The sequence below is a fragment of the Acinetobacter sp. FY683 genome (assembly GCF_059515885.1).
The window spans coordinates 135,656-158,022 of record NZ_JCAKNA010000005.1 but is presented as its reverse complement, the minus strand read 5'-3'; the positions used below and the strand labels follow the sequence as shown (position 1 = coordinate 158,022).

The 22,367-nt window shown below is 35.1% G+C and carries 21 protein-coding genes and 1 other RNA gene; 11 read left to right on the top strand and 11 right to left on the bottom strand.

Features of this window, described 5'->3' with window-relative positions; genetic code table 11:
* Nucleotides 1-183: 183 nt before the first annotated feature.
* Together paeA and AC5YDH_RS04535 are read right to left on the bottom strand one after the other, a co-directional pair.
* On the bottom strand, nt 184-1,506 hold the full coding sequence (paeA, locus tag AC5YDH_RS04540; protein WP_496117161.1) for a polyamine export protein PaeA: 1,323 nt from the start codon (nt 1,504-1,506) through the stop codon (nt 184-186).
* A 125-nt stretch (nt 1,507-1,631) separates the two neighbouring features.
* Nucleotides 1,632-2,621 (bottom strand): LysR family transcriptional regulator, encoded by a 990-nt coding sequence (locus AC5YDH_RS04535; protein WP_496117160.1) that lies wholly within the window; start codon nt 2,619-2,621, stop codon nt 1,632-1,634.
* Between the two features lie 631 nt (nt 2,622-3,252).
* Between AC5YDH_RS04535 and AC5YDH_RS04530 the strand changes: the two genes are divergently transcribed.
* Entirely contained in the window at nt 3,253-4,854 is a 1,602-nt protein-coding gene (locus tag AC5YDH_RS04530) for an isocitrate lyase (RefSeq protein ID WP_496117158.1), read from the top strand.
* Between the two features lie 58 nt (nt 4,855-4,912).
* Here AC5YDH_RS04530 and AC5YDH_RS04525 read toward each other — a convergent pair whose 3' ends face one another.
* Nucleotides 4,913-5,401: a copper resistance protein NlpE gene (locus AC5YDH_RS04525; protein WP_496117157.1), complete on the bottom strand. Its 489-nt coding sequence runs from the start codon at nt 5,399-5,401 to the stop codon at nt 4,913-4,915.
* A gap of 329 nt (nt 5,402-5,730) precedes the next feature.
* Between AC5YDH_RS04525 and AC5YDH_RS04520 the strand changes: the two genes are divergently transcribed.
* Nucleotides 5,731-6,315 (top strand): 1-acyl-sn-glycerol-3-phosphate acyltransferase, encoded by a 585-nt coding sequence (locus AC5YDH_RS04520; RefSeq protein WP_496117155.1) that lies wholly within the window; start codon nt 5,731-5,733, stop codon nt 6,313-6,315.
* A gap of 58 nt (nt 6,316-6,373) precedes the next feature.
* Here AC5YDH_RS04520 and AC5YDH_RS04515 read toward each other — a convergent pair whose 3' ends face one another.
* The gene (locus AC5YDH_RS04515; RefSeq protein ID WP_496117153.1) at nt 6,374-6,706 is read right to left on the bottom strand and encodes a hypothetical protein; all 333 of its coding nucleotides are present in this window, start codon (nt 6,704-6,706) and stop codon (nt 6,374-6,376) included.
* A gap of 106 nt (nt 6,707-6,812) precedes the next feature.
* Nucleotides 6,813-7,574 (bottom strand): 3-oxoacyl-ACP reductase, encoded by a 762-nt coding sequence (locus AC5YDH_RS04510; RefSeq protein ID WP_496117151.1) that lies wholly within the window; start codon nt 7,572-7,574, stop codon nt 6,813-6,815.
* Nucleotides 7,575-8,042: 468 nt separating this feature from the next.
* Here AC5YDH_RS04510 and AC5YDH_RS04505 point away from each other — a divergent pair, with 468 nt between their 5' ends.
* Both AC5YDH_RS04505 and AC5YDH_RS04500 read left to right on the top strand, forming a co-directional pair.
* Nucleotides 8,043-9,317 carry a Glu/Leu/Phe/Val family dehydrogenase gene (locus AC5YDH_RS04505; protein WP_496117149.1) on the top strand — a complete coding sequence of 425 codons (1,275 nt, stop codon included), beginning with the start codon at nt 8,043-8,045 and terminating at the stop codon, nt 9,315-9,317.
* Nucleotides 9,318-9,582: 265 nt separating this feature from the next.
* Nucleotides 9,583-10,965 (top strand): methylenetetrahydrofolate reductase C-terminal domain-containing protein, encoded by a 1,383-nt coding sequence (locus AC5YDH_RS04500; RefSeq protein ID WP_496117147.1) that lies wholly within the window; start codon nt 9,583-9,585, stop codon nt 10,963-10,965.
* Between the two features lie 53 nt (nt 10,966-11,018).
* Here AC5YDH_RS04500 and AC5YDH_RS04495 read toward each other — a convergent pair whose 3' ends face one another.
* On the bottom strand, nt 11,019-12,251 hold the full coding sequence (locus AC5YDH_RS04495) for an MFS transporter (RefSeq protein WP_496117145.1): 1,233 nt from the start codon (nt 12,249-12,251) through the stop codon (nt 11,019-11,021).
* A 228-nt stretch (nt 12,252-12,479) separates the two neighbouring features.
* The gene (locus AC5YDH_RS04490; protein WP_496117143.1) at nt 12,480-13,145 is read right to left on the bottom strand and encodes an epoxyqueuosine reductase QueH; all 666 of its coding nucleotides are present in this window, start codon (nt 13,143-13,145) and stop codon (nt 12,480-12,482) included.
* Nucleotides 13,146-13,373: 228 nt separating this feature from the next.
* Here AC5YDH_RS04490 and AC5YDH_RS04485 point away from each other — a divergent pair, with 228 nt between their 5' ends.
* The 4 genes from AC5YDH_RS04485 (at nt 13,374) to AC5YDH_RS04470 (ending at nt 16,669) form a co-directional block, all read left to right on the top strand.
* Nucleotides 13,374-13,793, top strand: coding sequence for a GNAT family N-acetyltransferase (locus AC5YDH_RS04485; RefSeq protein ID WP_496117141.1), 420 nt, complete (start codon nt 13,374-13,376; stop codon nt 13,791-13,793).
* 225 nt (nt 13,794-14,018) lie between these two features.
* A complete protein-coding gene (locus AC5YDH_RS04480; protein WP_496117139.1) occupies nt 14,019-15,002 on the top strand; it encodes a putative oxygenase MesX in 984 nt (327 codons plus the stop codon).
* Between the two features lie 42 nt (nt 15,003-15,044).
* Nucleotides 15,045-16,091, top strand: coding sequence for a methionine synthase (locus tag AC5YDH_RS04475; protein WP_496117137.1), 1,047 nt, complete (start codon nt 15,045-15,047; stop codon nt 16,089-16,091).
* Between the two features lie 83 nt (nt 16,092-16,174).
* The gene (locus tag AC5YDH_RS04470) at nt 16,175-16,669 is read left to right on the top strand and encodes a flavin reductase (protein ID WP_496117135.1); all 495 of its coding nucleotides are present in this window, start codon (nt 16,175-16,177) and stop codon (nt 16,667-16,669) included.
* Between the two features lie 125 nt (nt 16,670-16,794).
* On the opposite strand, the gene AC5YDH_RS04465 is transcribed toward AC5YDH_RS04470, so the two are convergent.
* Entirely contained in the window at nt 16,795-17,979 is a 1,185-nt protein-coding gene (locus AC5YDH_RS04465) for an MFS transporter (protein ID WP_496117134.1), read from the bottom strand.
* Between the two features lie 122 nt (nt 17,980-18,101).
* Here AC5YDH_RS04465 and AC5YDH_RS04460 point away from each other — a divergent pair, with 122 nt between their 5' ends.
* A complete protein-coding gene (locus AC5YDH_RS04460) occupies nt 18,102-18,995 on the top strand; it encodes a LysR family transcriptional regulator (protein WP_496117132.1) in 894 nt (297 codons plus the stop codon).
* Between the two features lie 85 nt (nt 18,996-19,080).
* On the opposite strand, the gene ssrS is transcribed toward AC5YDH_RS04460, so the two are convergent.
* The 3 genes from ssrS to AC5YDH_RS04445 form a co-directional block, all read right to left on the bottom strand.
* A non-coding RNA gene (gene ssrS, locus AC5YDH_RS04455) (6S RNA) lies at nt 19,081-19,262 on the bottom strand.
* Nucleotides 19,263-19,358: 96 nt separating this feature from the next.
* Nucleotides 19,359-19,646 (bottom strand): cell division protein ZapA, encoded by a 288-nt coding sequence (locus tag AC5YDH_RS04450; RefSeq protein ID WP_496117130.1) that lies wholly within the window; start codon nt 19,644-19,646, stop codon nt 19,359-19,361.
* Nucleotides 19,647-20,198, bottom strand: coding sequence for a hypothetical protein (locus AC5YDH_RS04445; protein WP_496117128.1), 552 nt, complete (start codon nt 20,196-20,198; stop codon nt 19,647-19,649).
* Between the two features lie 64 nt (nt 20,199-20,262).
* On the opposite strand from AC5YDH_RS04445, the gene AC5YDH_RS04440 reads away from it, so the two are divergent.
* Nucleotides 20,263-20,892 (top strand): UPF0149 family protein, encoded by a 630-nt coding sequence (locus AC5YDH_RS04440; RefSeq protein WP_496117126.1) that lies wholly within the window; start codon nt 20,263-20,265, stop codon nt 20,890-20,892.
* Nucleotides 20,893-21,005: 113 nt separating this feature from the next.
* Nucleotides 21,006-22,325, top strand: coding sequence for a Xaa-Pro aminopeptidase (gene pepP, locus AC5YDH_RS04435; protein WP_496117125.1), 1,320 nt, complete (start codon nt 21,006-21,008; stop codon nt 22,323-22,325).
* Nucleotides 22,326-22,367 lie beyond the last annotated feature (42 nt).

The window sequence follows — 22,367 nt, the reverse complement described above, 5'->3', positions numbered from 1 at the left end:
TTGAGGGTCATTAAAAAGAAAAGATGAAGTAAATTGGAATATAAAGTGTGAGTAGGTGTAAATAAAAGTAATAGAATGTAATTTAAAAAGTGATATACAGTATTTATTGCTGAATTTAATTTTTAGAATGGATTTGCAAAGATAAAGTTTAAATTGTTTAATTCTGAAAAAAGAAGAATCAGATTAATCTGATTCTTCTAAAGTTGGCTCTGGATTTTCGTTTAAACGCGTTACCAATAGTTGGTCAATTTTAAAGTGATCTACATCTACAACTTCAAATTTGAAACCTGCATAAGATACAAAATCGGCAGGGCGAGGAATTTTTCGTAAGCTATACATCATAAAGCCAGCAAGCGTTTCATAGTTTTCATCATCTGGCATTTCATCAATTTCAAGTGCATGTTTAATGTCTTCAATGGGTGTGCTCCCATCAATTAACCATGAGTTTTCATCACGTTTAATAATTTGCTGTTCGGCTTCAATTGGTGTAACCCAATCGCCCATTACGGTAATCATAATGTCGGAAAGTGTAATAACACCTACAACAAGTGCATATTCATTAATCACTACAGCAAACTTTTCTTTACTTGAGCGGAAACGGTCAAGTAATTCTGATAGCGTTAAAGTGTCTGGAATAGTGAGAACATTACGAATGGTATTTTCGTTCAGTTGTAATAAAGATTGATTATTGAGGATACGAACAAGAATATCTTTTGCATCTACATAACCAATCACATCATCGATGTTTTCACTACATACTAAAAATTTAGAATAGGGAAATTCAGCAAGTTTTTGACGAATACTTTCTTCAGATTCTTTTAATGTAAAGAAAACGACGTTTTCACGTGTAGTCATACTTGAAGGGACGTTACGCTCTTCAAGTTCAAATACGTTTTCAATGAAGTGATGTTCTTGTTTTTGTAATACGCCTGCTTGAGCACCTGCGTCCATTACTGCTGAAATATCATCAAAAGTAATATTGTCATCACGTGTGGTATTCACTTTAAATAAGCGGAATAGCATATTGGCAATCATATTGATTAACCAAGCAAGGGGTTTGCAAACTTTAATAAAGATTTGAATTGGATCAATAACCGCAACAGCAATTTTTTCAGGTGCAATCATTGCTAAGCGTTTTGGCATTAAATCGGCAAATAAAATAAATAATGATGTCACTAAAGTGAAAGAAAGCGTAAAGCTGATACTTTCAGCCCAAGGGCCAGAATAGAAGCGAGTAACAAATTCTAAAATATAAGGACGAAATGCCCCTTCACCTAAAATACCACCAAGAATTGCGACAGCATTTAAACCAATTTGAGAGGCTGCAAAAAAATCGGCTGAGTTTGCTTGTAGATCAAGCACTCGTTGAGCACGAGAATCTCCAGCTTCAGCTAGAATTTTTAGTTTAACTTTTCGCGCACCAGCAAGTGCGATTTCAGTCAAGGCAAGGAAGCCAGCACCTGTAATAAGTATGACGATGATTACGATATTCTGAAAAAGGTTCACGAATCCACCTGTGGATCATCATTATTATGAATATTTTTAACATAATTTAACCTGAGCTCATATAAAAATATTAACTCAGGTTCATAAAGGATAATCTTAATAAATAAGAACTTATAAATAAAAAATTAATATGTAGAATTTTGAGTGTTATTTAATAAAAACTCACGATTCTCTTCTTCGATCATTTGGCGAGCAACATATAATATCAGCTGGCGTAACCAACGATGTGCAGGATGATGATGAAGTAAAGGACACCATGCCATTTTTAATTCAAATTCGGGAATATAAAAAGGAGGATCTTTAATTAATAAGTTTTGACTATTCGATTGTAAGCTTGCAATACGAGTAGGCAAAGTTGCAATTAAGTCTACATTTGAAGCTAAAAGAGCAGGCATTTGATAATGACGTGTAAATACTGAAATTTTACGTTTTTGACCAATACGCTCTAAGGCTTGATCAATCCAGCCTAAGCCAGCTTGTTTTTCAGGATTCACACCAAAGCCAACGCCCATACCTGTTTTAGACACCCAAATATGTTGTGCATCTAAATAGCTTTTTAAGTTTAGATTGGTTGCAGCAGGGTGCTTTTGATTTAATAAGCAAGAGAAGCTATCACGCCAAACTAAAACTTGATGGAAACTTTGAGGAATTTCATTAAATCTATTAATGGCTAAATCGACTTTGCCTTGTTCCATGTCACGATAAGACACATCACTTGGTGTTAAAAAGTCGAGCACGACATTGGGAGCTTCAGAACGCAAAGCTTTTACTAGGCGGGGAACTAGTGTTGCTTCGGCATAATCTGAAGTCATGATGCGAAAAACACGATTCGATGTATAAGGACGGAACTCCGTACGAGGTTCCAAAATCATCGATAAGTCAGACAAGGCATCACGAATACGTGGCTGAAGTTCTAACGCACGTTCGGTTGGCGTCATTCCTTCAGATGAGCGAATGAGTAGAGGGTCGTTAAATAAATTGCGTAATCTACGTAAAATATTACTCATAGCAGGTTGAGTAACGCCCAATTGTTCTGCAGCACGAGTTACATTTTTTTCGCGTAATAGTACATCAAGATAAATAAGAAGATTAAGATCTACCCGCTCTAGATTCATACAAGAAATACCGAAGATAAAATCAAGAAATTATTATGATTATGCCATAAGGAGCAAGGCTTGTGTAGAAAATATGATGGAAAAAACAACGGATTAATGATCTATAAATAGAGATTTGTATTTGTTTTATAGAATATTGAAGCCATATTTTTTAGATACATTTTATTGTAAAAAGGCAGAATCAAATAATAGAGAACGATTAAATATAAAAATTGAAGAAGTATTTATTTTGAAAATGAATGTCTTAAAACAAGAAATAATAATCAGCATCTAAAAATGGCATTTAATGCAAATTGTGCTGTCAAAAAAGTCAATTTTTCACATTTAATATAGAGGGCAGACTTAAGTCGAATAATTAAAAAATAGACAATTTGTTTAAAATAAAGGCAATTGCAGAATAATAAATGTTTAATAAATACATATATTTATGTGTTTTTGGTGTGATTATATTTAGACTTTAATCTATGTATTTTTTAAATAAATAGCGAAGATTCTCGGATAATATTGGATTAATTTTTTCAGTCAATCTAATCTGTATTCATAGCAAGAAAGCGATTGAAAAATAAACAGCCTAAAAGCGAGTTTAGATTTCAGTTGAAAAATCCTAAAATTATATACAGGGTAAAATATCATGACTACATATCAAACAGCGATTGATGCAATCCGCGAATTAAAAGCAAAATTCGGTAACACTTGGGCAGACATCTCTCCTGAAGATGCTGCGCGTATGCAATTACAAAACCGTTTTAAAACTGGTTTAGATATCGCGAAATACACAGCTGCAATTATGCGTCGTGATATGGCTGCTTATGATGCTGACTCTAGCAAATACACTCAATCATTAGGTTGCTGGCATGGTTTCATTGCACAACAAAAAATGATTGCGAACAAAAAATACTTCGGTACAACTGAACGCCGTTATATCTACCTTTCTGGTTGGATGGTTGCTGCACTTCGCTCTGAATTCGGTCCTTTACCAGACCAATCTATGCACGAAAAAACTTCAGTTCCTGCTCTAATCGAAGAAATCTACACATTCTTACGTCAAGCTGACGCTAAAGAATTAAACGATCTTTTCCGTTCGCTTAAAAAAGCGCAAGAAGCTGGTGATACTGCTAAAGCTGCTGAAATCACTGCACAAATCGATGGTTTCCAAACTCACGTTGTGCCAATTATTGCAGATATCGATGCTGGTTTCGGTAACGAAGAAGCAACTTACTTACTTGCTAAAAAAATGATCGAAGCGGGTGCTTGTGCACTTCAAATCGAAAACCAAGTATCTGACGCGAAACAATGTGGTCACCAAGCTGGTAAAGTAACTGTTCCACACGAAGACTTCATCGCTAAAATCCATGCATTACGTTATGCATTCTTAGAAATGGGTCTTGATGACGGTATCATCGTTGCACGTACTGACTCTGAAGGCGCTGATTTAACTCAAAAAATCCCAGTAGTTAAAGAACCAGGTGACATTGCTTCTCAATACATCAGCTACTTAGACACAGTTGAAATTGACATTGCTGATGCTCAAGAAGACGAAATTCTTATCAAACGTAACGGTAAATTACATCGTCCTAAGCGTTTAGCTTCTGGCTTGTACCAATTCCGTGAAGGTACTCAAATTGACCGCGTTGTACTTGACTGTGTGTCTAGCTTACAAAACGGTGCTGACCTTCTTTGGATCGAAACTGCGACTCCAAACGTTGATGAAATTGCTCACATGGTAAACCGTGTTAAAGAAACAGTTCCAAATGCGAAACTTGTTTATAACAACTCTCCATCATTCAACTGGACGTTAAACTTCCGTCAACAAGCTTACGACCGTTGGGTTGCTGAAGGTAAAGACGTTTCTGCTTACGACCGTGCTAAATTAATGAGCGCTGAGTACGATGCAACTGAATTAGCTGCTGATGCTGATGAAAAAGTACGTACATTCCAAGCAGATGCTTCTCGTGAAGCGGGTGTGTTCCATCACTTGATCACACTTCCAACTTACCACACAGCTGCGCTTTCTACTCATGAGCTTGCTCAAGGTTACTTCGGTACTGAAGGTATGTTGGCTTATGTTGCTGGTGTACAGCGTAAAGAAATCCGCGGTGGTATCGCTTGTGTTAAACACCAAGCAATGGCAGGTTCAGACATCGGTGATGATCACAAAGAAATCTTCTCTGGTGACAACGCACTTAAAGCACATGATGATGCTAAAAACACAATGAACCAATTTGGTGGTTAATCTACCCAAATGATTCTAAAAAAAACCCTGCTTATGCAGGGTTTTTTTTAGGTAAAAATTAATCTTTTTTCAAAATATACAGGTCAGCCATAGGACCTGTAATTTTATTGCCATCTTCATCTAAGAATTGAACATAGTTTTCACCAATGAAAACTTTTTTGTTTTCAGGCGCACCTAATACAATAATAGATGGATTTTTAGCATCAAAAGTAAAAGAACCTTTGGCTTTTGATTTTTGCTCGGTGTTTTTAAGACCTAAATATTCACGAGAAATTTCAAAGGTTTTATCTTTGTTTAATTCGAGTTTGGTTTTAATTCCATCGCAATCGGCACATGGAAGTGAGCCTTTATAGTCACCATCCCAGTCGAGTGAGATTTCAGCTGATCCGCTTACGGGTTCAGAACTTGCAGGAGCTGAGGCTTCAACAGATTGAACGACTGTAGTTTCACTTACTGCGGTTGTTTCAGTAGTCGTTTCAGTGTTTGGTTTGCTACAAGCCATAAGTGACATGCTGAGGATTGAAAGAACAAGGGCTGTTTTTTTCATATAACCACCTAATGTTGTGAAGATAAAAATTAAAGCGAATATGCTTTAGTTACGTGAATATAGTGTGATGTTTTAACTTGGTGAAGAATCTATTTAGTGTTGTGTTTGAAAATAATTAATATTGGTGTATTTTTCCATTATATTCCATATCATTATGATTAAATTATGATGATATTCAATATATATTTTATATTCACTTTATTAAATTTAGTTTATAAAAACTGATAAGGATGTAGCGAAGATTGTTATAAATAATTACTTTTTATTAAATATTATTTTCTAATTAAACTGATACAATCTTCCAAATTTTTTACATCTGTATTTTATTTATGTTTGAGAAGTTAGCTGAAAGAAGTCTTCATACTTTGGGATGGAAAATTGATAACCATTGGCCTTTAGATTTAGATCAATGTGTCATGATTGCAGCACCACATACAAGTAATTGGGATGCACTTTATGCGCGATTAGCATTGAAAGCGTTGGGTGTGAATGTTCGTTTAACAATTAAAGACAGTTATATGAAACTTCCATTTGGTCCTTTTGTTCGAGCAATGGGTGGAATTGGAATTGATCGTCGTCCAAAAGAGGCAGGACAAGAGCGCTTAAGTATGGTTCAAGTTATGACAGACCTCTTTAAGACGCATCCTAAACTTGTAATGTTAGTTACGCCTGAAGCAACTCGAGCTAAACAAGAAAAATGGAAAACAGGTTTTTATCATGTTGCTTTAAATGCCAATGTGCCAATTGCTTTGGCATATATGGATTATAAAAATAAGAAAACAGGCGTTGGTAAAATTGTCTATCCATCGGGTGATATGGATAAAGATATGAGGGAGATTATGGATTTTTATTCAAATATTCACGCTAAGTTTCCAGAAGACTTTAGTGTCGATCAGCGTTATATTTCTGAATAATAATGGATAGAAAAATACTTTTAGCAGGTTATATATTCGTATTAACTTGCTTGAAATATTATTCTTGCTCAATTATTTTTTTTGTTACACCACCTAGGCTTTGGCAGGCTTCTTTATAAAGAATATATTGTTGTTCTACAACTTCATTTAATGAAATATTAAATAGCTTATCACCATGTTTATAGCTCTCTATATAGGTTTGAGCTTTTTGTTTAGATGAATAAAGCGACTGTTCATAATAAGAATTTATTGAATTATGTGGAATTTGAGCACTTTCAATATTTGTGCATTGAAACTGTATTAAAAGAGATTCCGCATTTTTAATCTCTTTTGATGTTCCCATACAGCCTGTCAGAATAAAGGTGATACAGACAAAGCTCAAAAGTCGCATTTTTGAATCATTAATGAAGAATAGGGTGAGTTTATTATATTTGTTTTTTCACCCTAAATTATTTGATATTTACTGTTTGTTTAAAAAATGAATGTAAATACAAATTTTATCCTTTCACTAATCCACCATCTACAATTAAGTTCTGACCTGTAATTGCACGTGAATAGGGTGATAAAAACATCATAATTGCAGAAGCAAATTCTTGAGGTGTGATCACTCTTTTTAATGGTGTTGATGAAGCAATTAAGTCAAATACAAAGTCTGGTGTAGATTGACTTGCATCAGTTTTTTGTAATAACCCACCTGAAAGCATATTTACGTTAATACCATATTGACCTAAATCTTGTGCAGCGGTTCTTGTGAATGCAAGTAAAGCCGATTTTGCAACAGTATAATCATGATAGGGAACAACTGGGTTTTGCACGAGATTTGTCCCAATATTAATAATACGTCCAAAATTAGCTTGTTTCATATCGGTCAATGCCGCTTGAGTCGTATTTAATGCTGCAAGTACAGCACCATTAAATTGCAGCGTCATGAGATCTGCTGTGAGATCTTCTACTTGAGGTCGGAGATCGCCATTAAATTCAAAGTGAACTAAGGCATTATTTATAATAGACGTAATTGCTGTTCCAAAATGTGTTTTGGCAGCAGTGAATAAATCTTGAACTTGATCTTTTTGAGTAATATCTGCTTGATATATGAAAACTTGTTGAGGGTATTTTTCTACTAAAAATTCTGCTTTGGTTTTGCTTGTATAATAGTTAACAACAACGCGGGCACCTTCAGCAATTAATGTTTCGGTAATTGCTAAACCTAGTCCACGGGCACCACCTGTAACAAGAACAATTTGCTCACTAATATGCATAGTAAATCTCAATCATTTAAATTGTGTTGCAAGATAGCAAGCATTTCTATGAATCTAAAGTAAAATTAATTGATTGATTGTTCATGCTGTTAAATAAAAAATGAAGAAAATAGAGGGTGATTTATCAATTCTAATTAAAAAACGAAAGTAACAAATTGTTAAGAAAATTGTTGAATTGTACTCAATTACTCAATATTTAGAAGCTTTTGTTATACTTCGCGCAACTGTAAGCGCAGTAGTTTTAAGTTAAAATTATTAAGTATTTTTAAATAGTTGTAACATTCAAGCTTTGACTTGAAAAAACAATTATTAAATTTTGCACAGTATATGATCGAGTTTTGTTACAATCAAAAAATTGCATACTCTGTTGCATAATTGAATACAAAAATAATTTTTGATTAAAACTAATGTTAAGAAATTTAAAGAGTGTCTAATAAGGAACTCAATAAATTCATAAAAGGAATATAAATGTCTAATCTCTCGTACGCAAATGCAGAACATGGTCCTTGGAAAACATTTTTAGAACAAGTTGATCGTGTTGCGCCATATTTAAGTGAAGATCTTGCAAAATATGTTGATACATTAAAGCGTCCTAAGCGTGCTTTAATTGTTGATGTACCAATTATTATGGATGATGGTTCTATCCGTCATTTCGAAGGTTACCGTGTTCAACATAACCTTTCACGTGGTCCAGGTAAAGGTGGTATTCGTTATCATCCAGACGTAGAAATAAATGAAGTTATGGCGCTTTCAGCGTGGATGACCATTAAAACAGCTGTAGTGAACTTGCCATTTGGTGGTGCTAAAGGTGGTATCCGTGTCGATCCACGTACATTATCTCCACGTGAATTAGAGCGTTTAACACGTCGTTATACAAGTGAAATTAGTCATATTATTGGACCTCAAAAAGATATTCCTGCTCCAGATGTAGGCACAAACCCAAATGTAATGGGTTGGATCATGGATACGTATTCATCTGGTCAAGGTCATACTGTAACGGGTGTTGTTACAGGTAAACCTGTTCACCTTGGTGGTTCACTAGGGCGCGTAAAAGCGACAGGTCGTGGTGTATTTATTACAGGTTACGAAATTGCGAAAAAAATTGGCTTAAACTTGGATGGTGCCAAGGTATCTGTTCAAGGTTTTGGTAACGTAGGTAGTGAAGCTGCTAACTTGTTTAGCGAATACAAATCTAAAATCGTATGTATTCAAGATCATACGGGTACCATTTTTAATGCTGATGGTATTGATTTACCAAGCTTGCATGCTCACGTTGCTGCAACTCAAGGTGTATTAGGCTTTGAAGGTGCTAAGCAAATTGATAATGAAGATTTCTGGGATGTTGATGCAGATATCATTATTCCTGCTGCATTAGAAGGTCAAATTACGGTTGAACGTGCACAGCGTTTAAAAGCTAAAATGATTCTAGAAGGTGCAAATGGTCCAACTTATCCAGAAGCTGATGATATTTTAGTTAGCCGTAACATTGTTGTTGTGCCTGATGTAATTTGTAATGCTGGTGGTGTAACGGTAAGTTACTTCGAGTGGGTTCAAGACATGGCGAGCTTCTTCTGGAGCGAGGCTGAAATTAATGAACGTCTTGATAAGCTCATGATTCAAGCGGTTGCAGATGTGTGGAACTGTGCGGCGGATAACAAATGCACTATGCGTACAGCAGCTTATATCTTGGCGTGTGAGCGTATTTTACGTGCACGTAAAGAACGTGGTATTTACCCAGGTTAAAATTTATCTAGAAAAGCCTCCGTATTTGGGGGCTTTTTTTATGTTTGAATGAACATAATTTTTTGATATTAAAATGAAACTTGTTCTTTAGGTTTATGAAAGAGGTTTAATATTTTTATTCATACTGTTTGTTTGGAATATGGATTGTTTCAATGTAAAGATTTTGTTTTTCAAATTGTTCATTTAGTATGTTTTAAGTGGTGCTTAAATTAAATTGATTTATAATTCCCAGTATATATATTTTGATAGTGATACTGCGTTTTTTATGTCACAACTTTCTTCCTATTTTCAAAAAAACCAATTTTGTGTACTTGTAGAATATCTCACCACATTAACAGAGACGTATCCAACTAAAACAATATTTTCAGGATATCCTGTTGTTATGACATTGGCAGATCGAGTGCATTCAGATCATGATATTTCGCCATTAGAAGCAAGTAAAAACTATTCAAATGAGATTGAAAAGGTCATTCATTTTTCGGGAAAAGGTCGTGATATAAAAGACTTTGAGCGCTTTTTACAGCAGGCTAAAGCAGAAAATATTCAAAACCTATTATTGCTTTCAGGTGATAAGTTAAAAGAGCATAAAACGGGTGAAAATGGAACTGTTCGGAGTCGGTACTTAGAGTCTGTAAACGCAGTCATGGCTGCAAAAAAACAAAGTGGATTAAATATTGGTGTAGCTTTTAATCCATTTAAATATGCTGAAGCTGAGCGTGATGCACAATATTTAAAATTACATAAAAAATTAAAAGCAGGTGCAGATTATGTCATTACTCAACTTGGTTATGACATAACAGCTTTACAACAGGCACAAGCATTTTTAAAGCAACATCACTATTCACAAAAATTACTGGCTTGTGTCATGCCGCTTACTTTGGTGCGTGCTAAGTTTATGGTTAGAAATAAGGTTGCAGGCATTGTGATTAGTTCACATATGCTCAAAGTTTTAGAACGTGAAAAGCAAATAGGGCAGACGAATAATGCTTATATACGTTGTGCTTTACAAATTTTGATCTGCGAGCAATTAGGTTTTGCTGGTGTACATTTATCTGCATGTCATAAACCAGAAGAGCAAAAGTTATTAGAAAGCTATATAGATCAATATCGTTGTTTAGCATTAGAGGAACTTGAATTACTTTGGAATGAATTTTGGCAGATAAAATCAGGCGAAGAGTTTAAGCCTGAGGTGAAATATTTTTCTCGATCAGTAAGTACTGCTGAAAAAATTAAATATCAACAATTACACTTAATGCATGCCGCCTTATTTGAATCTAAAGCTGGAAAAGGGCTTGGTAAGTTTGTATTTAATGCGCCATTTTGGGGGAGTAAAACAGCCACCAAAGTTTTAATGAAAACGGAACATCTTACAAAACATAGTGTGGTTGGATGTGAAAGTTGCGGACAATGTCGTTTAGGTGAAACTTTATATATTTGTCCTGAAACTTGTCCAAAAGGATTAGCCAATGGACCTTGTGGAGGTACAAGTTTAGATTTATGTGAGTTTGGAGATCGTGAATGTATTCATTCGGTGAAAGCACGACTTGCTAAAGCAGTAGACCAAACTCAAATTCTAAAAGAAAAACTGATTCCAACAGTACCTCTTGACGTACGTGGAACCAGTTCTTGGAAAAATTGGTATGTTTAGTTTTTAGGTAAATTAAATAGATAGGATCACTTTATTTTGAATCTATCTATTATTTAAAACTCACCTTTTTCTGCGCGTGTCTGCATAATTTTTTTCAACATAGCACGAGGGAAAGTAAACCAAATCAAGATTAAAGCAAGGCTACATAAGCTGAATGCTAAGATGTTGTACGTTTCATATAAGTGTCGAGAGACTTCAAGCACTGTGAAATAAGTAAACATCATCATCATAGACATTGCAGAAGCAACAGTTCCTTTAGATACATCAGAAGACATCATTGCTAGGCGGTATAAAACAGAAAAACAAATACCTTCACCAAAGCTCATTAATGTCATACCAATAATTAAAGTCCAAATGGTCAGTTGCGGAATAAATAAGCCAACTAAAATAATAAGTGCACCAATGAGCATAATAGGTAAACCGATAAGAACCGTTTGACCTAAACGATAGCGATCTACCACTTTCATTAAAATTACACTGCCTAGAATTAATGCACCTAATACAGGAATTTGTGCAAGCCCATATTGAAAACCACTAAAGCCAAATTTTTCAACGAGCATAACGGGAGATAATGCAATCCACATCATGATAGGTAATGAGGCTAAAGGTAAAGAAAGCGTCATAATTAGGAATTGTTTATTCTTATAAACTTTCTTAAAGTCACTCCAAATATGGCTTAAGGGTTGCTGTGTTAAATTGCTTTTTTGATCATTTGGCATCGCAATTTTAAGACCAAGCCATCCCAATAAAGATAGAATTGAAATGCCCACAAAGCCCCAATGCCAAGACACATGTTCAATTAAGAATGCGCCAATAATAGGACCAAGTAATGGTGCAAATAGCGTCATATTTCCCATAAGTGCCATAACTTTAATGGCGCTACGTTCTTCAAAATTTTCTTGAATAGCAGCATAACCAACGGCACTAATAACGGTTAAACCAATACCTTGTAAAAAGCGTAAACCTAAAAAGCTCTGAATATTTTGAGTTAATAAAATAAGTAAGCACATGACACTAAAGAAAAGTGCACCTGCAAGTAATACTTTTTTACGTCCAATGCGGTCAGATAAAGGACCCATGAGCCAAGCTAAACAACCGCCACCCAATAAATAATAAGACATGGATGAAGGAGCCCAACTGCTACTTACACCAAAATCGCGGGTAACGCCAAGCATTGCAGGCTGTACTAAGTCATTGCCCAGATAAACAGCAAATTCGAATAAAACTAAAGCAAAAGGGAATAACAAAGCAGTCCAAGTAAGTTTGGATATTTGAGGTTGAGACATTATTTTCTACGTAACTTATATGCCTTTTAACGAGATAACAAAAAGTATTCTCGTTAAAAAACAGAGGGAGATGAATTAAAATTGGAAAATATGAAATAGACAAAATGAGAAAAGAATCATTTAAAGATTATTTCATTCAAAAAAGTTCCAATAAGCTTAAAAGATAAGCTATATAAAGGGCGCGAATTCTAGCACAGAGAAACTATGATGAAAACCTTAGGATGTTTTCTATTCATCATCCATAACATTTGAATAAAATTTAACGCCAAGTTTTATACGGTCACGCCCTTGGTTTTTGCGCCAGCGGTTGGTATCTCGCAGTGAATACACACAACCACAATATTCTTGCTGATAAAATTGTTCTTTTTTACTAATTTCAAGCATACGCACAGCACCACCATGTTTACGCCAGTTGTAATCCCAATAGGTAATACCATCATAATGTGAAGCAGAGCGATGACCACAATCATTAATCTGTTGCATATTCTTCCAACGAGAAATACCTAAAGAGCTACTTATTAAGCTAAAACCATTTTCAGCAGCATATAATGCAGTACGTTCAAAACGCATATCGAAGCACATAGTGCAGCGAATCCCTTTTTCAGGTTCATTTTCCATGCCTTTGGCACGATCGAACCAGTTGTCTGTGTCATAGTCGCAATCTATAAATGGAATATTATGCTTTTCTGCAAATCGAATATTTTCTTCTTTTCGAATTTCATATTCTTTAACAGGATGGATATTCGGATTATAAAAAAATATAGAAAAGTCGATACCAGATTCAATGAGTGTTTCCATGACCTCACCAGAGCATGGGGCACAGCAAGAGTGAAGGAGTAACTTTTGATGACCTTGCGGGAGCATTAATTTTTGTCGTTCAAGTTTGTTAGACATAATTGATGTGAGGCTATTTAAATCTGAACGGTCTATTTTAGATATTTAAATTGTTAAAAATGAGGAAATAAGATGATTTCTTTTAATCTTGAGATGAAATAGATTCATGATGCAAGCAATATAAGGCGAAGTTGTTCAATATTTAAGTCATGATGGTTCAGTTTAAAGTCATTGGATATTTATGTTTTAGGTTATATTGATATTAAGTTCTTAAGGTTTTAAAGATCTATGAATACCACTCAGAATCGTATTATTTATAAAGTAAATACGGAAATTACAGCAAAGGAATATATCGATTTATTAAATCAAACCTCATTGGGTGAAAGGCGTCCCATTCATGATATTGAGTGTATAAAAGGTATGTTGAAACACTCTAATTTAATAGTGTCTGCATGGGCTGAAAAGAGATTGATTGGTATTTCAAGATCTGTTACAGATTTTCATTTTTGTTGCTATTTATCCGATTTGGCAGTTTCTGAAGAATTTCAAAAATATGGAATTGGTAAAAGATTGATTGAATTAACATCGGAGCAGTTAGAGCCAAACTGTAAAATTATTCTTTTAGCTGCACCTCAGGCAACAACGTATTACGCCAAAATTGGTTTTGATCAACATCCTAGCGCTTGGATTAAAACGATTACGAATTGATTGTGTTGAAAAAATCCATTTTTTATAAAGCTCTATTTTTATGCATGGAGCTTTTTTTTGCATGATTCTGATTGATTCATAACATTAGAAGAATGTCTAAAAAATCATAACATGAATAAAATTCACTTTTTATTGAATTTATATCGTTTTACTCATCTTTGGATTCAGGCTTAAATAAGTGCATACAGAAATTTAGCTTTTTATAAAAATTTAGGGTGAATCTTCATGAGTCATAAATTTGAGTGTTCAATTAAACGTATTCGTTTTGATGAAAATTATGAGCCAGCAAACAATACACGTTTAACCACAAATTTTGCCAATTTGGCACGTGGTGAAAGTCGTCAGGAAAATTTACGCCGTACACTTGCAATGATTAATAACCGTTTCAATAGTTTAGCAACTGTCGATAATCCAAAGGGTGATCGTTATTCACTTGAAATTGATATTATTTCTGCGGAAATTGATATTGAAGGTAATGGTCAAACTTTTCCATTTATTGAAACGTTAAAAAGTACGATTACAGATCATCAAACCAATGAACGCATTGAAGGCATGATTGGTAATAGTTTCTCTTCTTATGTTCGTGATTATGATTTCAGTGTGGTATTGCCATCATTGGGTTGTAAATTTAATGAAAAGCCTGAAGATTTTGGTGATTTACACGGCAAGCTATATCAACATCTTGTGAATTCAGAAGTCTTTAAAGCTGAGTTTAGCAAACAACCTGTAATTTGCCTGAGTGTTTCAACAACCAAAACGTATTATCGCACTGCGAATGTGCATCCTATTTTAGGTGTGGAATATACCAATGACGACTATTCACGCACAGATGACTACTTTGCAAAAATGGGCTTAAAAGTTCGTTATTTCAAACCTGAAAATGGTAATGCACCTTTAGCTTTTTATTTTGCAGGTGATCTATTAAGAGATTACACAGATTTTGAACTAATTAGTGCAATTAGTACGATGGAAAGCTTCCAAAGAATTTATCGTCCTGAAATTTACAATACGAATTCACCAGCAGGTGTGGTGTATCAGCCAAGCCTCAGTTATGGAGATTATTCTTTAACGCGTGTTGTTTATGATCGTGTTGAACGTGGTCAATTGGCTGTAAAACAGGGCAAATGGACAGAAGAAAACTTCATAAACCCATATAAAGACATTCTAAATGAATGGGCTGCAAACTTTACAGTAGACAACGCTGCTTAATACATCACGAATATTCACGGATTTAAAGAAAGAAGATTAGACATGGCACTTGTACAACCCCAAATTTTACTTCCAACATCAACAGCAGGTAGTTTGCCAAAGCCTTCATGGCTTGCTGAACCTGAAAAACTTTGGTCTCCTTGGAAGCTAGACGGAGAACAACTACTTGAAGCAAAGCAAGATGCGCTACGTTTATCTTTGCAAGAACAAGTACATGCAGGCATTAACATTGTGAGTGATGGCGAACAAACTCGTCAGCATTTTGTAACGACATTCATTGAACATCTAGAAGGTGTAGATTTTGAAAATCGTGAAACAGTCCGAATTCGAAATCGTTATGATGCAAGCGTTCCGAGCGTGGTCGGGGCGGTATCTCGTAAAAAACCTGTATTTGTTGATGATGCTAAATTTTTGCGTAGTCAAACCAATCAGCCAATTAAATGGGCGCTCCCAGGTCCAATGACCATGATTGATACGCTATACGATGGTCATTACAAAAGCCGTGAAAAACTGGCTTGGGAATTTGCTAAAATTTTAAATCAAGAAGCATTGGAGTTAGAAGCAGCAGGTGTAGATATTATTCAGTTCGATGAACCTGCATTTAATGTGTTTTTTGATGAAGTTAATGATTGGGGTGTTGCAACGTTAGAACGTGCGCTTGAAGGTTTAAAATGCGAAACTGCAGTTCATATTTGTTATGGTTATGGTATTAAAGCCAATACAGATTGGAAAAAGACCTTAGGCTCAGAATGGCGTCAATATGAAGAAGCCTTTCCTAAGCTTCAGAAATCGAAAATTGATATCGTTTCTTTAGAATGTCAGAATTCACATGTACCCATGGAGTTAATTGAATTAATTCGTGGTAAGAAAGTGATGGTTGGTGCTATTGATGTAGCTACAAATCAAATTGAAACAGCAGAAGAAGTTGCAAACACTTTACGTAAAGCACTTCAATTTGTAGATGCAGATAAGCTTTATCCATCTACAAACTGTGGTATGGCTCCTTTATCTCGTGATGTTGCACGTGGCAAGTTAAATGCTTTAAGTGCGGGTGCAGAAATTATTCGTAAAGAATTATCGGCACAGTAACCATTGGTTTAGGTATGAATAAAGGGGGATGTTGTCTCCCTTTATATGAATGAAAATCGAAAGCTCGATTTAGGATTAAAGAGATGATTGAAGCAACAGACTATAGAAATGCAATGTCTTTGTTAACAACAGCAGTAAATGTAATCACTACAGAGGGTGAATCAGGTCTTCATGGATTTACTGCTTCTGCTGTATGCAGTGTGACAGACACACCACCGACATTATTAGTTTGTATGAATCAAGCTTCTCGTTCACATTCACATTTTGTTGAAAATAAAAGATTAAGCGTCAATGTATTGGGTGCACAGCATGAAAAAATTTCAGGCGCATTTGCATCAAGTAAATTGAATTCAGAGGAGCGCTTTAAATTAGGGGCTTGGACAACATTAGAAACGGGTTCACCTATTTTAGAAGATGCCTTGGTGAGTTTTGACTGTGAGATTGATCAGATTCAAGAAGTAGGCACACATAGTGTTTTCATGTGCCGTGTTGTTGCTATTAAAAAGAGTCAACAGAATGAAAGTTTAGTTTATTTTGATCGTGCTTATCATCACGTAGGTCAAGTCGAAGTGGTTTAAATTACTCTTTGTAAGTTGTATTTATTGTATTAGATAGTTTAAAGCTCACAAATTGTGAGCTTTTTTTATATGCTTTAAGCCGTGATGTATAAGAGGGAGATTATATAAAGTCGATAGGAAAAATTTTAAGAATATTTTATTTTTCTCATTAATAAGGCTGAGAATATTATATTTAACATAGCAAGTATCACAGTAATAGTTAATAACCAAGTTACGTGATATTTATCCATAATATATCCTGCAATGAAAGGCGTAAATGCTTGCGCTAATACAGATGGGGCTGCTAGTTTCCCCATGAGTAAAGGGTATTGATCTTTAGGTACTAAAACGAGGGGCAGGGTTCCACGAATAATTGATCTTAATCCATTACCTGCACCATAAATCATAATACCAATCGCTGCATATTTTGAATTAATAGTTAAAAGCAGAAGTCCAAGACTTACTAAACATACCGATACTAGTAATGAATGAATAGGATGATTTACTTTCATCATAATATCAAAAATTCTAGAGACAATTTGACTTGGTCCAAGTAGTGCGCTGACAGCAATAGCTGCAACTAAAGTCATTCCTATTTCTTGTAAAATATCAATTAATTGAATGGACACAATGGTCATAATAATTGAGGAAAACATAAAAATTGTGGACATTAAATAATAGACTTTAGGGTTTAGACTAAGCTTATTTTTTATTGGTTTTTTAGTGTTTTGTAGAGCAGATATTGGTGTGGTTGGTAAACAGAAGTAATAGATGGGAGCAATAAAAATAAAGAGTAAAACAGCCCAAACAAGTAGAGCATCTCGCCATCCAATTAAAGAGATCAAATAGACCTGAAGTGGCCAAACAATGGTGGTACAAAAACCTGAAATTAAAGTCAGTGCGACAATAAGTTTTTTTGCATTAAGTCCAAAATAGTGACCAAATACAGCAAATAAGGTGTCATATAAGCCTAACGCCATTCCTACACCAATGATTATCCATGCAGAATAAAAGCCCCAAAGTGTTGAGCTATATGCCAAAGTTACTAGGCCTATAGCTATGGCAAAGCCACTAAAAGCTAAAATGTTTTTGGCTTGAAAATATCTAAATAAATGACCTAAGTAAGTTAAAACGAGAGCGGAAACTAATAATCCTGTAGATAAACCCCCATAAATGATTTCTCGTCCCCATCCCATTTCTTGCATGATGGGCCGAGAAAAAACAGCTAAAAGAAAAAAGGAGCCACCCCAGATAAAAATTTGAGCAAGACCAATAAAAAAAATAGAGTATAAGGAAATTGGGAAGATTATTTTTTCCTGTAGCTGAAGCATAAATCTTTGTAACATTGGAGCTTTTTAAATAACCTACAACTCGATGGTCTATTCGCACAGGTTACCAATGATATTTGTATATGTATAATATATGAGATACACGTTAAGCATATATTAAAGATATGGATATCCGTCATCTACGTTATTTTAAAGCAGTTGCTGAAGAAAAAAGTTTTACTAAGGCTGCGAAAAAGCTAGGTATTAATCAGCCTCCGCTGAGTATGCAAATTAAAAATTTAGAACAAGAAATAGGGATAGAATTATTTTATAGAAGTATTCATGGTGCAGAATTAACGGAAGCAGGGCACACATTTTTAAAAGAAATTTTACCTATTGAGCAATTATTACAACAGGCTATACAGCAGACAAAACTTACAGGAAGTGGAAATATTGGAGAGCTACGACTTGGCTATACAGGAACGTGTATTTTAAATTCTCTTATTCCACAAGCCATTTATTTGTTTCAAGAACAATATCCGCATGTATCTTTAAGTTTAAAAGAAGCTAATAGCCTATTATTATTTGAAAGTTTACTTAAAAATGAAATTGATTTAGCAATTGTACGTATTCCTGAAAAGCCTACAGCTAATTTAGTGATTCAGCATTTACTTGATGAAAATTTGGTGGCAGTTTTACCTGAAGATTATCCATGTGCTGAGGATACAATTGAGTTAAGTACGTTAAAAAATGAAATATTTATAACATCACCCGATCAAATTAGTCCGGGTTTACATGATTCTATTTTACGAGCGTGTCATTTGAGTGGTTTTACCCCTAATTTGAAATACAATGCACCTCAAATTGTTTCCATTTTATCTTTAATTGCCGCGGGTTTAGGGGTTTCTTTGGTTCCATCATCTACACAACAACTTAAAATAAATGGAATTAAATATCGATATTTAAAAGATAATCGTACCAGTACAAGTATTGGCTTAGCACATACCAAAGATTATCACAGTCAAACAGCAGTTAATTTTTCAAGTTTATTGCATTCTTTAATGCATGTTTCAATGTGATTGAGTAGAAAGTTGAAATAGATAAAGAGAGATTGGGCTGAAAGTTTAGGGGGTTCTTTTAAATTGCGAAATAATAATTATTGAATAAGGCTCCGAAAATGCCGCTGCATGTCGTTACCCTGAACCCGATGAGTTCAAGGTGGACACGACGCATACTTGCTGGGTTTCCTGTACGAAGACAGGCATACACTCTAAATATGCAGAACGCATCCGGAGATATAAGTATCGGCAGGGATATAGACTTACTGGCGAACATCTCAGAGTAAGTTCATTATAACGAATAAAGCCCGTTGGTTAAACTAAACGGGCTTTATTGATGTAAACATACGTTTCAATTGCATAGTCTTTATGCAACATTTCATATTATTCAGAAAATTCTTTCACATCTTCTAAAATAGTAGAAAGTAAGCGTTCGCAATGTTCATATTCTTGAATGGTTTTATTCATTGCCAATACTTCTTGCATGAGTTCCAAGGCAACCATGATGGTGAGTTTACTTGGTTCCATACGTGGAGCTTTACGACGAAAATCATTGTATTTTTCATTCAGTAAATCTGCTGCACGTTCTAACTCTCCTTGTTTATCAACTGTAGTTGCTAAACGAAAGCTATGACCTAAAACTTTAAGATCTATAGGTATTTGTTCGCTCATTTATGCTTCCTCACTTGCATCGGATGGATGGGCAAGTTGCTGAATTTCTTGTGCGTGTTGATCTTGCGCTGTACCTAAAATAGAAAGACGTTGAATAATCGCTTCTACTTTTGCTTTTGCATGCTCATTTTTTTGTAATAAACGATCACGCTCATTTTTCAAAGCTTGAATTTCTTGGTGTGAATGACGTTGCTCATTTTGCAATTTCTCTTTCACAACACGTAATTCATTGCGCTCAGCAAGAATTTCTTGAAAACGATTTTTTAAATCTGTGCAGCTTTTTTCTAAACGGCTATAACGATCTGCAAGCGTTGTTGCATCATCATTGAGTTGTTTTAATTGTGTTTGAGACGAGTTTAGTTGATGAGTCAGGTTTTTAACCTCTTCTTCTTTACTCTCTAAAGCCCCATTCTTTTGCTCAATTTGAGCATTATGCTGTTGATTTGAAAGTAGCTGAGCATTAGATAAAGCCTGATTCTCAGATTCAAATTCAGCGAGTCGTGTTTTAAGAACACGAACATGCGTTTGTAGACGCTGTAATTCTTCTAACATATCGTAGTCGCACAGTATTGCAAACAAAGGTAATATATAAGAAGTATAGAGATTGGATAAACGAATGCAAGACGATATTTCAGGTTGGTCAGATTGGGACCTTAATTTTAAGGGTATTGAAGAGATTTCTAGCCCAAGTGAATTACATGGTTTATTGACAGGAATTGTGTGTATTACACAGGCACCGACACGTGAAGAGTGGACTAAAATTCTTGAAACTTTAGAAGTTCCAGAGCTTAGTCCAGAGGCTTTAGAAGTTCTTGAAACGGAAGGTGAAGATGTAGCACATGCTTTATCTGAAGATGAACTCGACTATTTACCTATGTTACCGGATGATGAACACGCATTATCTGAGCGTGTACAAGCCTTAGCAGATTGGTGTGCAGGCGTTGTATTAGGTTTTGGCTTAGCATCTGGACATATTCGTGCAGATGAGCAAGAACTTATTGAAAACCTTCAAGATGTTGCTGCTGTTGAGTTTGAAGATTCAGATGATGACGATGAAGGTGAAGAAAGCTATCAAGAGTTATATGAGTTTGTGCGTTTAATTCCTGTTAGTTTAGCAATGGGTCGTAAAAAAGTAGCCATTGAAGAAACACCATTGTTACAACATTTTCCAACTAAAAATGGACAGACAAAAACATTAGATGCTACGAACGTAGTGGAAATGTTTACGCCAAATCGTCCAAGTTAATTCAACATGTTTTAAGGTATTTTGTTGCATGATTTTTCATATTTTTACCACAAATTTAAATATGAATTTAATTGCAACAAAATATATCAAAAATTAAAAAGAAGTTATTGTAAATGAAGAAATTGACACAAGCACACTTTCAAGATCGTCGTGATATCTTAGCGGGCGAAATGGGATTACGCAGTATTGCCATTATTGCAACGAGTCCTGCTGTTATGAGAAATCGTGATGCCGATTATAAGTTTCGTGCAGACAGTAGTTTCTTTTATTTAACAGGTTTTGCTGAACCTGAAGCGGTTGCGGTCATTGAAACCTTCGACACAGAAGAGGAAGGTTATACATATAGCTTATTCTGTCGTGAACGTAATCGTGAAATGGAAATTTGGAACGGTTATCGTGCAGGTATTGATGGTGCTATAGATGAATATGAAGCAGATGAAGCCTTTGCAATAGATCTGCTAGATTCAGAAATTATTGATAAGTTAATTAATAAAGATAAAGTTTTTTATCGTATTGGGCATCAATCCGATTTCGATGTGCGTGTAACCCAATGGATGAAAAAAGCTGAAGAACAACAACGTGGTGGTTTAGATGCACCTGCACGTATTATTCAACTAGATCGTATTGTAGGTGAAATGCGTTTGCATAAATCGGCAGATGAAATTGAGCTTATGCAAATTGCATCTGATATTAGTGCTGAAGCACATACACGTGCTATGCAAGCCGTTAAACCCGGTATGATGGAATATGCGTTAGAAGCTGAACTCAATTATGTATTTGGTCAAAATGGCTGTGTACCATCGTATAACAGCATTGTGGGTGGTGGTGAAAATGCCTGCATTTTGCATTATGTAGAAAATGATCAAGAACTAAAAGATGGTGACTTAGTACTGATAGATGCAGCATGTGAATATCAACTTTATGCATCTGACATTACTCGTACTTTTCCTGTAAATGGTAAGTTTAGTCGTGAACAGAAAGCTTTATATAATATTGTTTTAGAGTCGCAAATTGCAGCTATTGATGCTGTACGTATTGGTCATTCATATAAAGAGCCTCATTTTATTGCTGTCAGAATTCTAGTTCAGGGTTTACTTGATTTGGGTATTATGAAAGGTGATTTAGATCAAATTATTGCAAGTGAAGGTTATCGTCAGTTTTATATGCATGGCACAGGACATTGGCTAGGTATGGATGTACATGATGTAGGTGCATATAAGTTAGATGGTGATTGGCGTACTTATGAAGAAGGTATGGTGGTTACTGTTGAGCCAGGTTTGTATATTGCACCTGATGATGAAACTGTTGATGGAAAATGGCGTGGCATAGGCATTCGTATTGAAGATGATGTTGTTGCTACGAAAAATGGTCCACTCGTTTTAACTAAGAATGTGGTGAAGACTGTAGAAGAAATTGAAGCGTTGATGTCGTAATAGTATTGTTTTAATTAAATAAAAGCCGATCTAATAATGATC

What these genes read in the sequence shown, in the direction of transcription:
- AC5YDH_RS04520 (WP_496117155.1), top strand. Translation starts at nt 5,731, where the DNA reads ATGTTTGAGAAGTTAGCTGAAAGAAGTCTTCATACTTTGGGATGGAAA.
- AC5YDH_RS04485 (WP_496117141.1), top strand. Translation starts at nt 13,374, where the DNA reads ATGAATACCACTCAGAATCGTATTATTTATAAAGTAAATACGGAAATT.
- AC5YDH_RS04440 (WP_496117126.1), top strand. Translation starts at nt 20,263, where the DNA reads ATGCAAGACGATATTTCAGGTTGGTCAGATTGGGACCTTAATTTTAAG.
- AC5YDH_RS04470 (WP_496117135.1), top strand. Translation starts at nt 16,175, where the DNA reads ATGATTGAAGCAACAGACTATAGAAATGCAATGTCTTTGTTAACAACA.
- AC5YDH_RS04465 (WP_496117134.1), bottom strand. Translation starts at nt 17,979, where the DNA reads ATGCTTCAGCTACAGGAAAAAATAATCTTCCCAATTTCCTTATACTCT.
- AC5YDH_RS04510 (WP_496117151.1), bottom strand. Translation starts at nt 7,574, where the DNA reads ATGCATATTAGTGAGCAAATTGTTCTTGTTACAGGTGGTGCCCGTGGA.
- AC5YDH_RS04460 (WP_496117132.1), top strand. Translation starts at nt 18,102, where the DNA reads ATGGATATCCGTCATCTACGTTATTTTAAAGCAGTTGCTGAAGAAAAA.
- AC5YDH_RS04490 (WP_496117143.1), bottom strand. Translation starts at nt 13,145, where the DNA reads ATGTCTAACAAACTTGAACGACAAAAATTAATGCTCCCGCAAGGTCAT.
- pepP (WP_496117125.1), top strand. Translation starts at nt 21,006, where the DNA reads ATGAAGAAATTGACACAAGCACACTTTCAAGATCGTCGTGATATCTTA.
- AC5YDH_RS04525 (WP_496117157.1), bottom strand. Translation starts at nt 5,401, where the DNA reads ATGAAAAAAACAGCCCTTGTTCTTTCAATCCTCAGCATGTCACTTATG.
- AC5YDH_RS04480 (WP_496117139.1), top strand. Translation starts at nt 14,019, where the DNA reads ATGAGTCATAAATTTGAGTGTTCAATTAAACGTATTCGTTTTGATGAA.
- AC5YDH_RS04475 (WP_496117137.1), top strand. Translation starts at nt 15,045, where the DNA reads ATGGCACTTGTACAACCCCAAATTTTACTTCCAACATCAACAGCAGGT.
- AC5YDH_RS04515 (WP_496117153.1), bottom strand. Translation starts at nt 6,706, where the DNA reads ATGCGACTTTTGAGCTTTGTCTGTATCACCTTTATTCTGACAGGCTGT.
- AC5YDH_RS04535 (WP_496117160.1), bottom strand. Translation starts at nt 2,621, where the DNA reads ATGAATCTAGAGCGGGTAGATCTTAATCTTCTTATTTATCTTGATGTA.
- AC5YDH_RS04500 (WP_496117147.1), top strand. Translation starts at nt 9,583, where the DNA reads ATGTCACAACTTTCTTCCTATTTTCAAAAAAACCAATTTTGTGTACTT.
- AC5YDH_RS04505 (WP_496117149.1), top strand. Translation starts at nt 8,043, where the DNA reads ATGTCTAATCTCTCGTACGCAAATGCAGAACATGGTCCTTGGAAAACA.
- AC5YDH_RS04530 (WP_496117158.1), top strand. Translation starts at nt 3,253, where the DNA reads ATGACTACATATCAAACAGCGATTGATGCAATCCGCGAATTAAAAGCA.
- AC5YDH_RS04445 (WP_496117128.1), bottom strand. Translation starts at nt 20,198, where the DNA reads ATGTTAGAAGAATTACAGCGTCTACAAACGCATGTTCGTGTTCTTAAA.
- AC5YDH_RS04450 (WP_496117130.1), bottom strand. Translation starts at nt 19,646, where the DNA reads ATGAGCGAACAAATACCTATAGATCTTAAAGTTTTAGGTCATAGCTTT.
- AC5YDH_RS04495 (WP_496117145.1), bottom strand. Translation starts at nt 12,251, where the DNA reads ATGTCTCAACCTCAAATATCCAAACTTACTTGGACTGCTTTGTTATTC.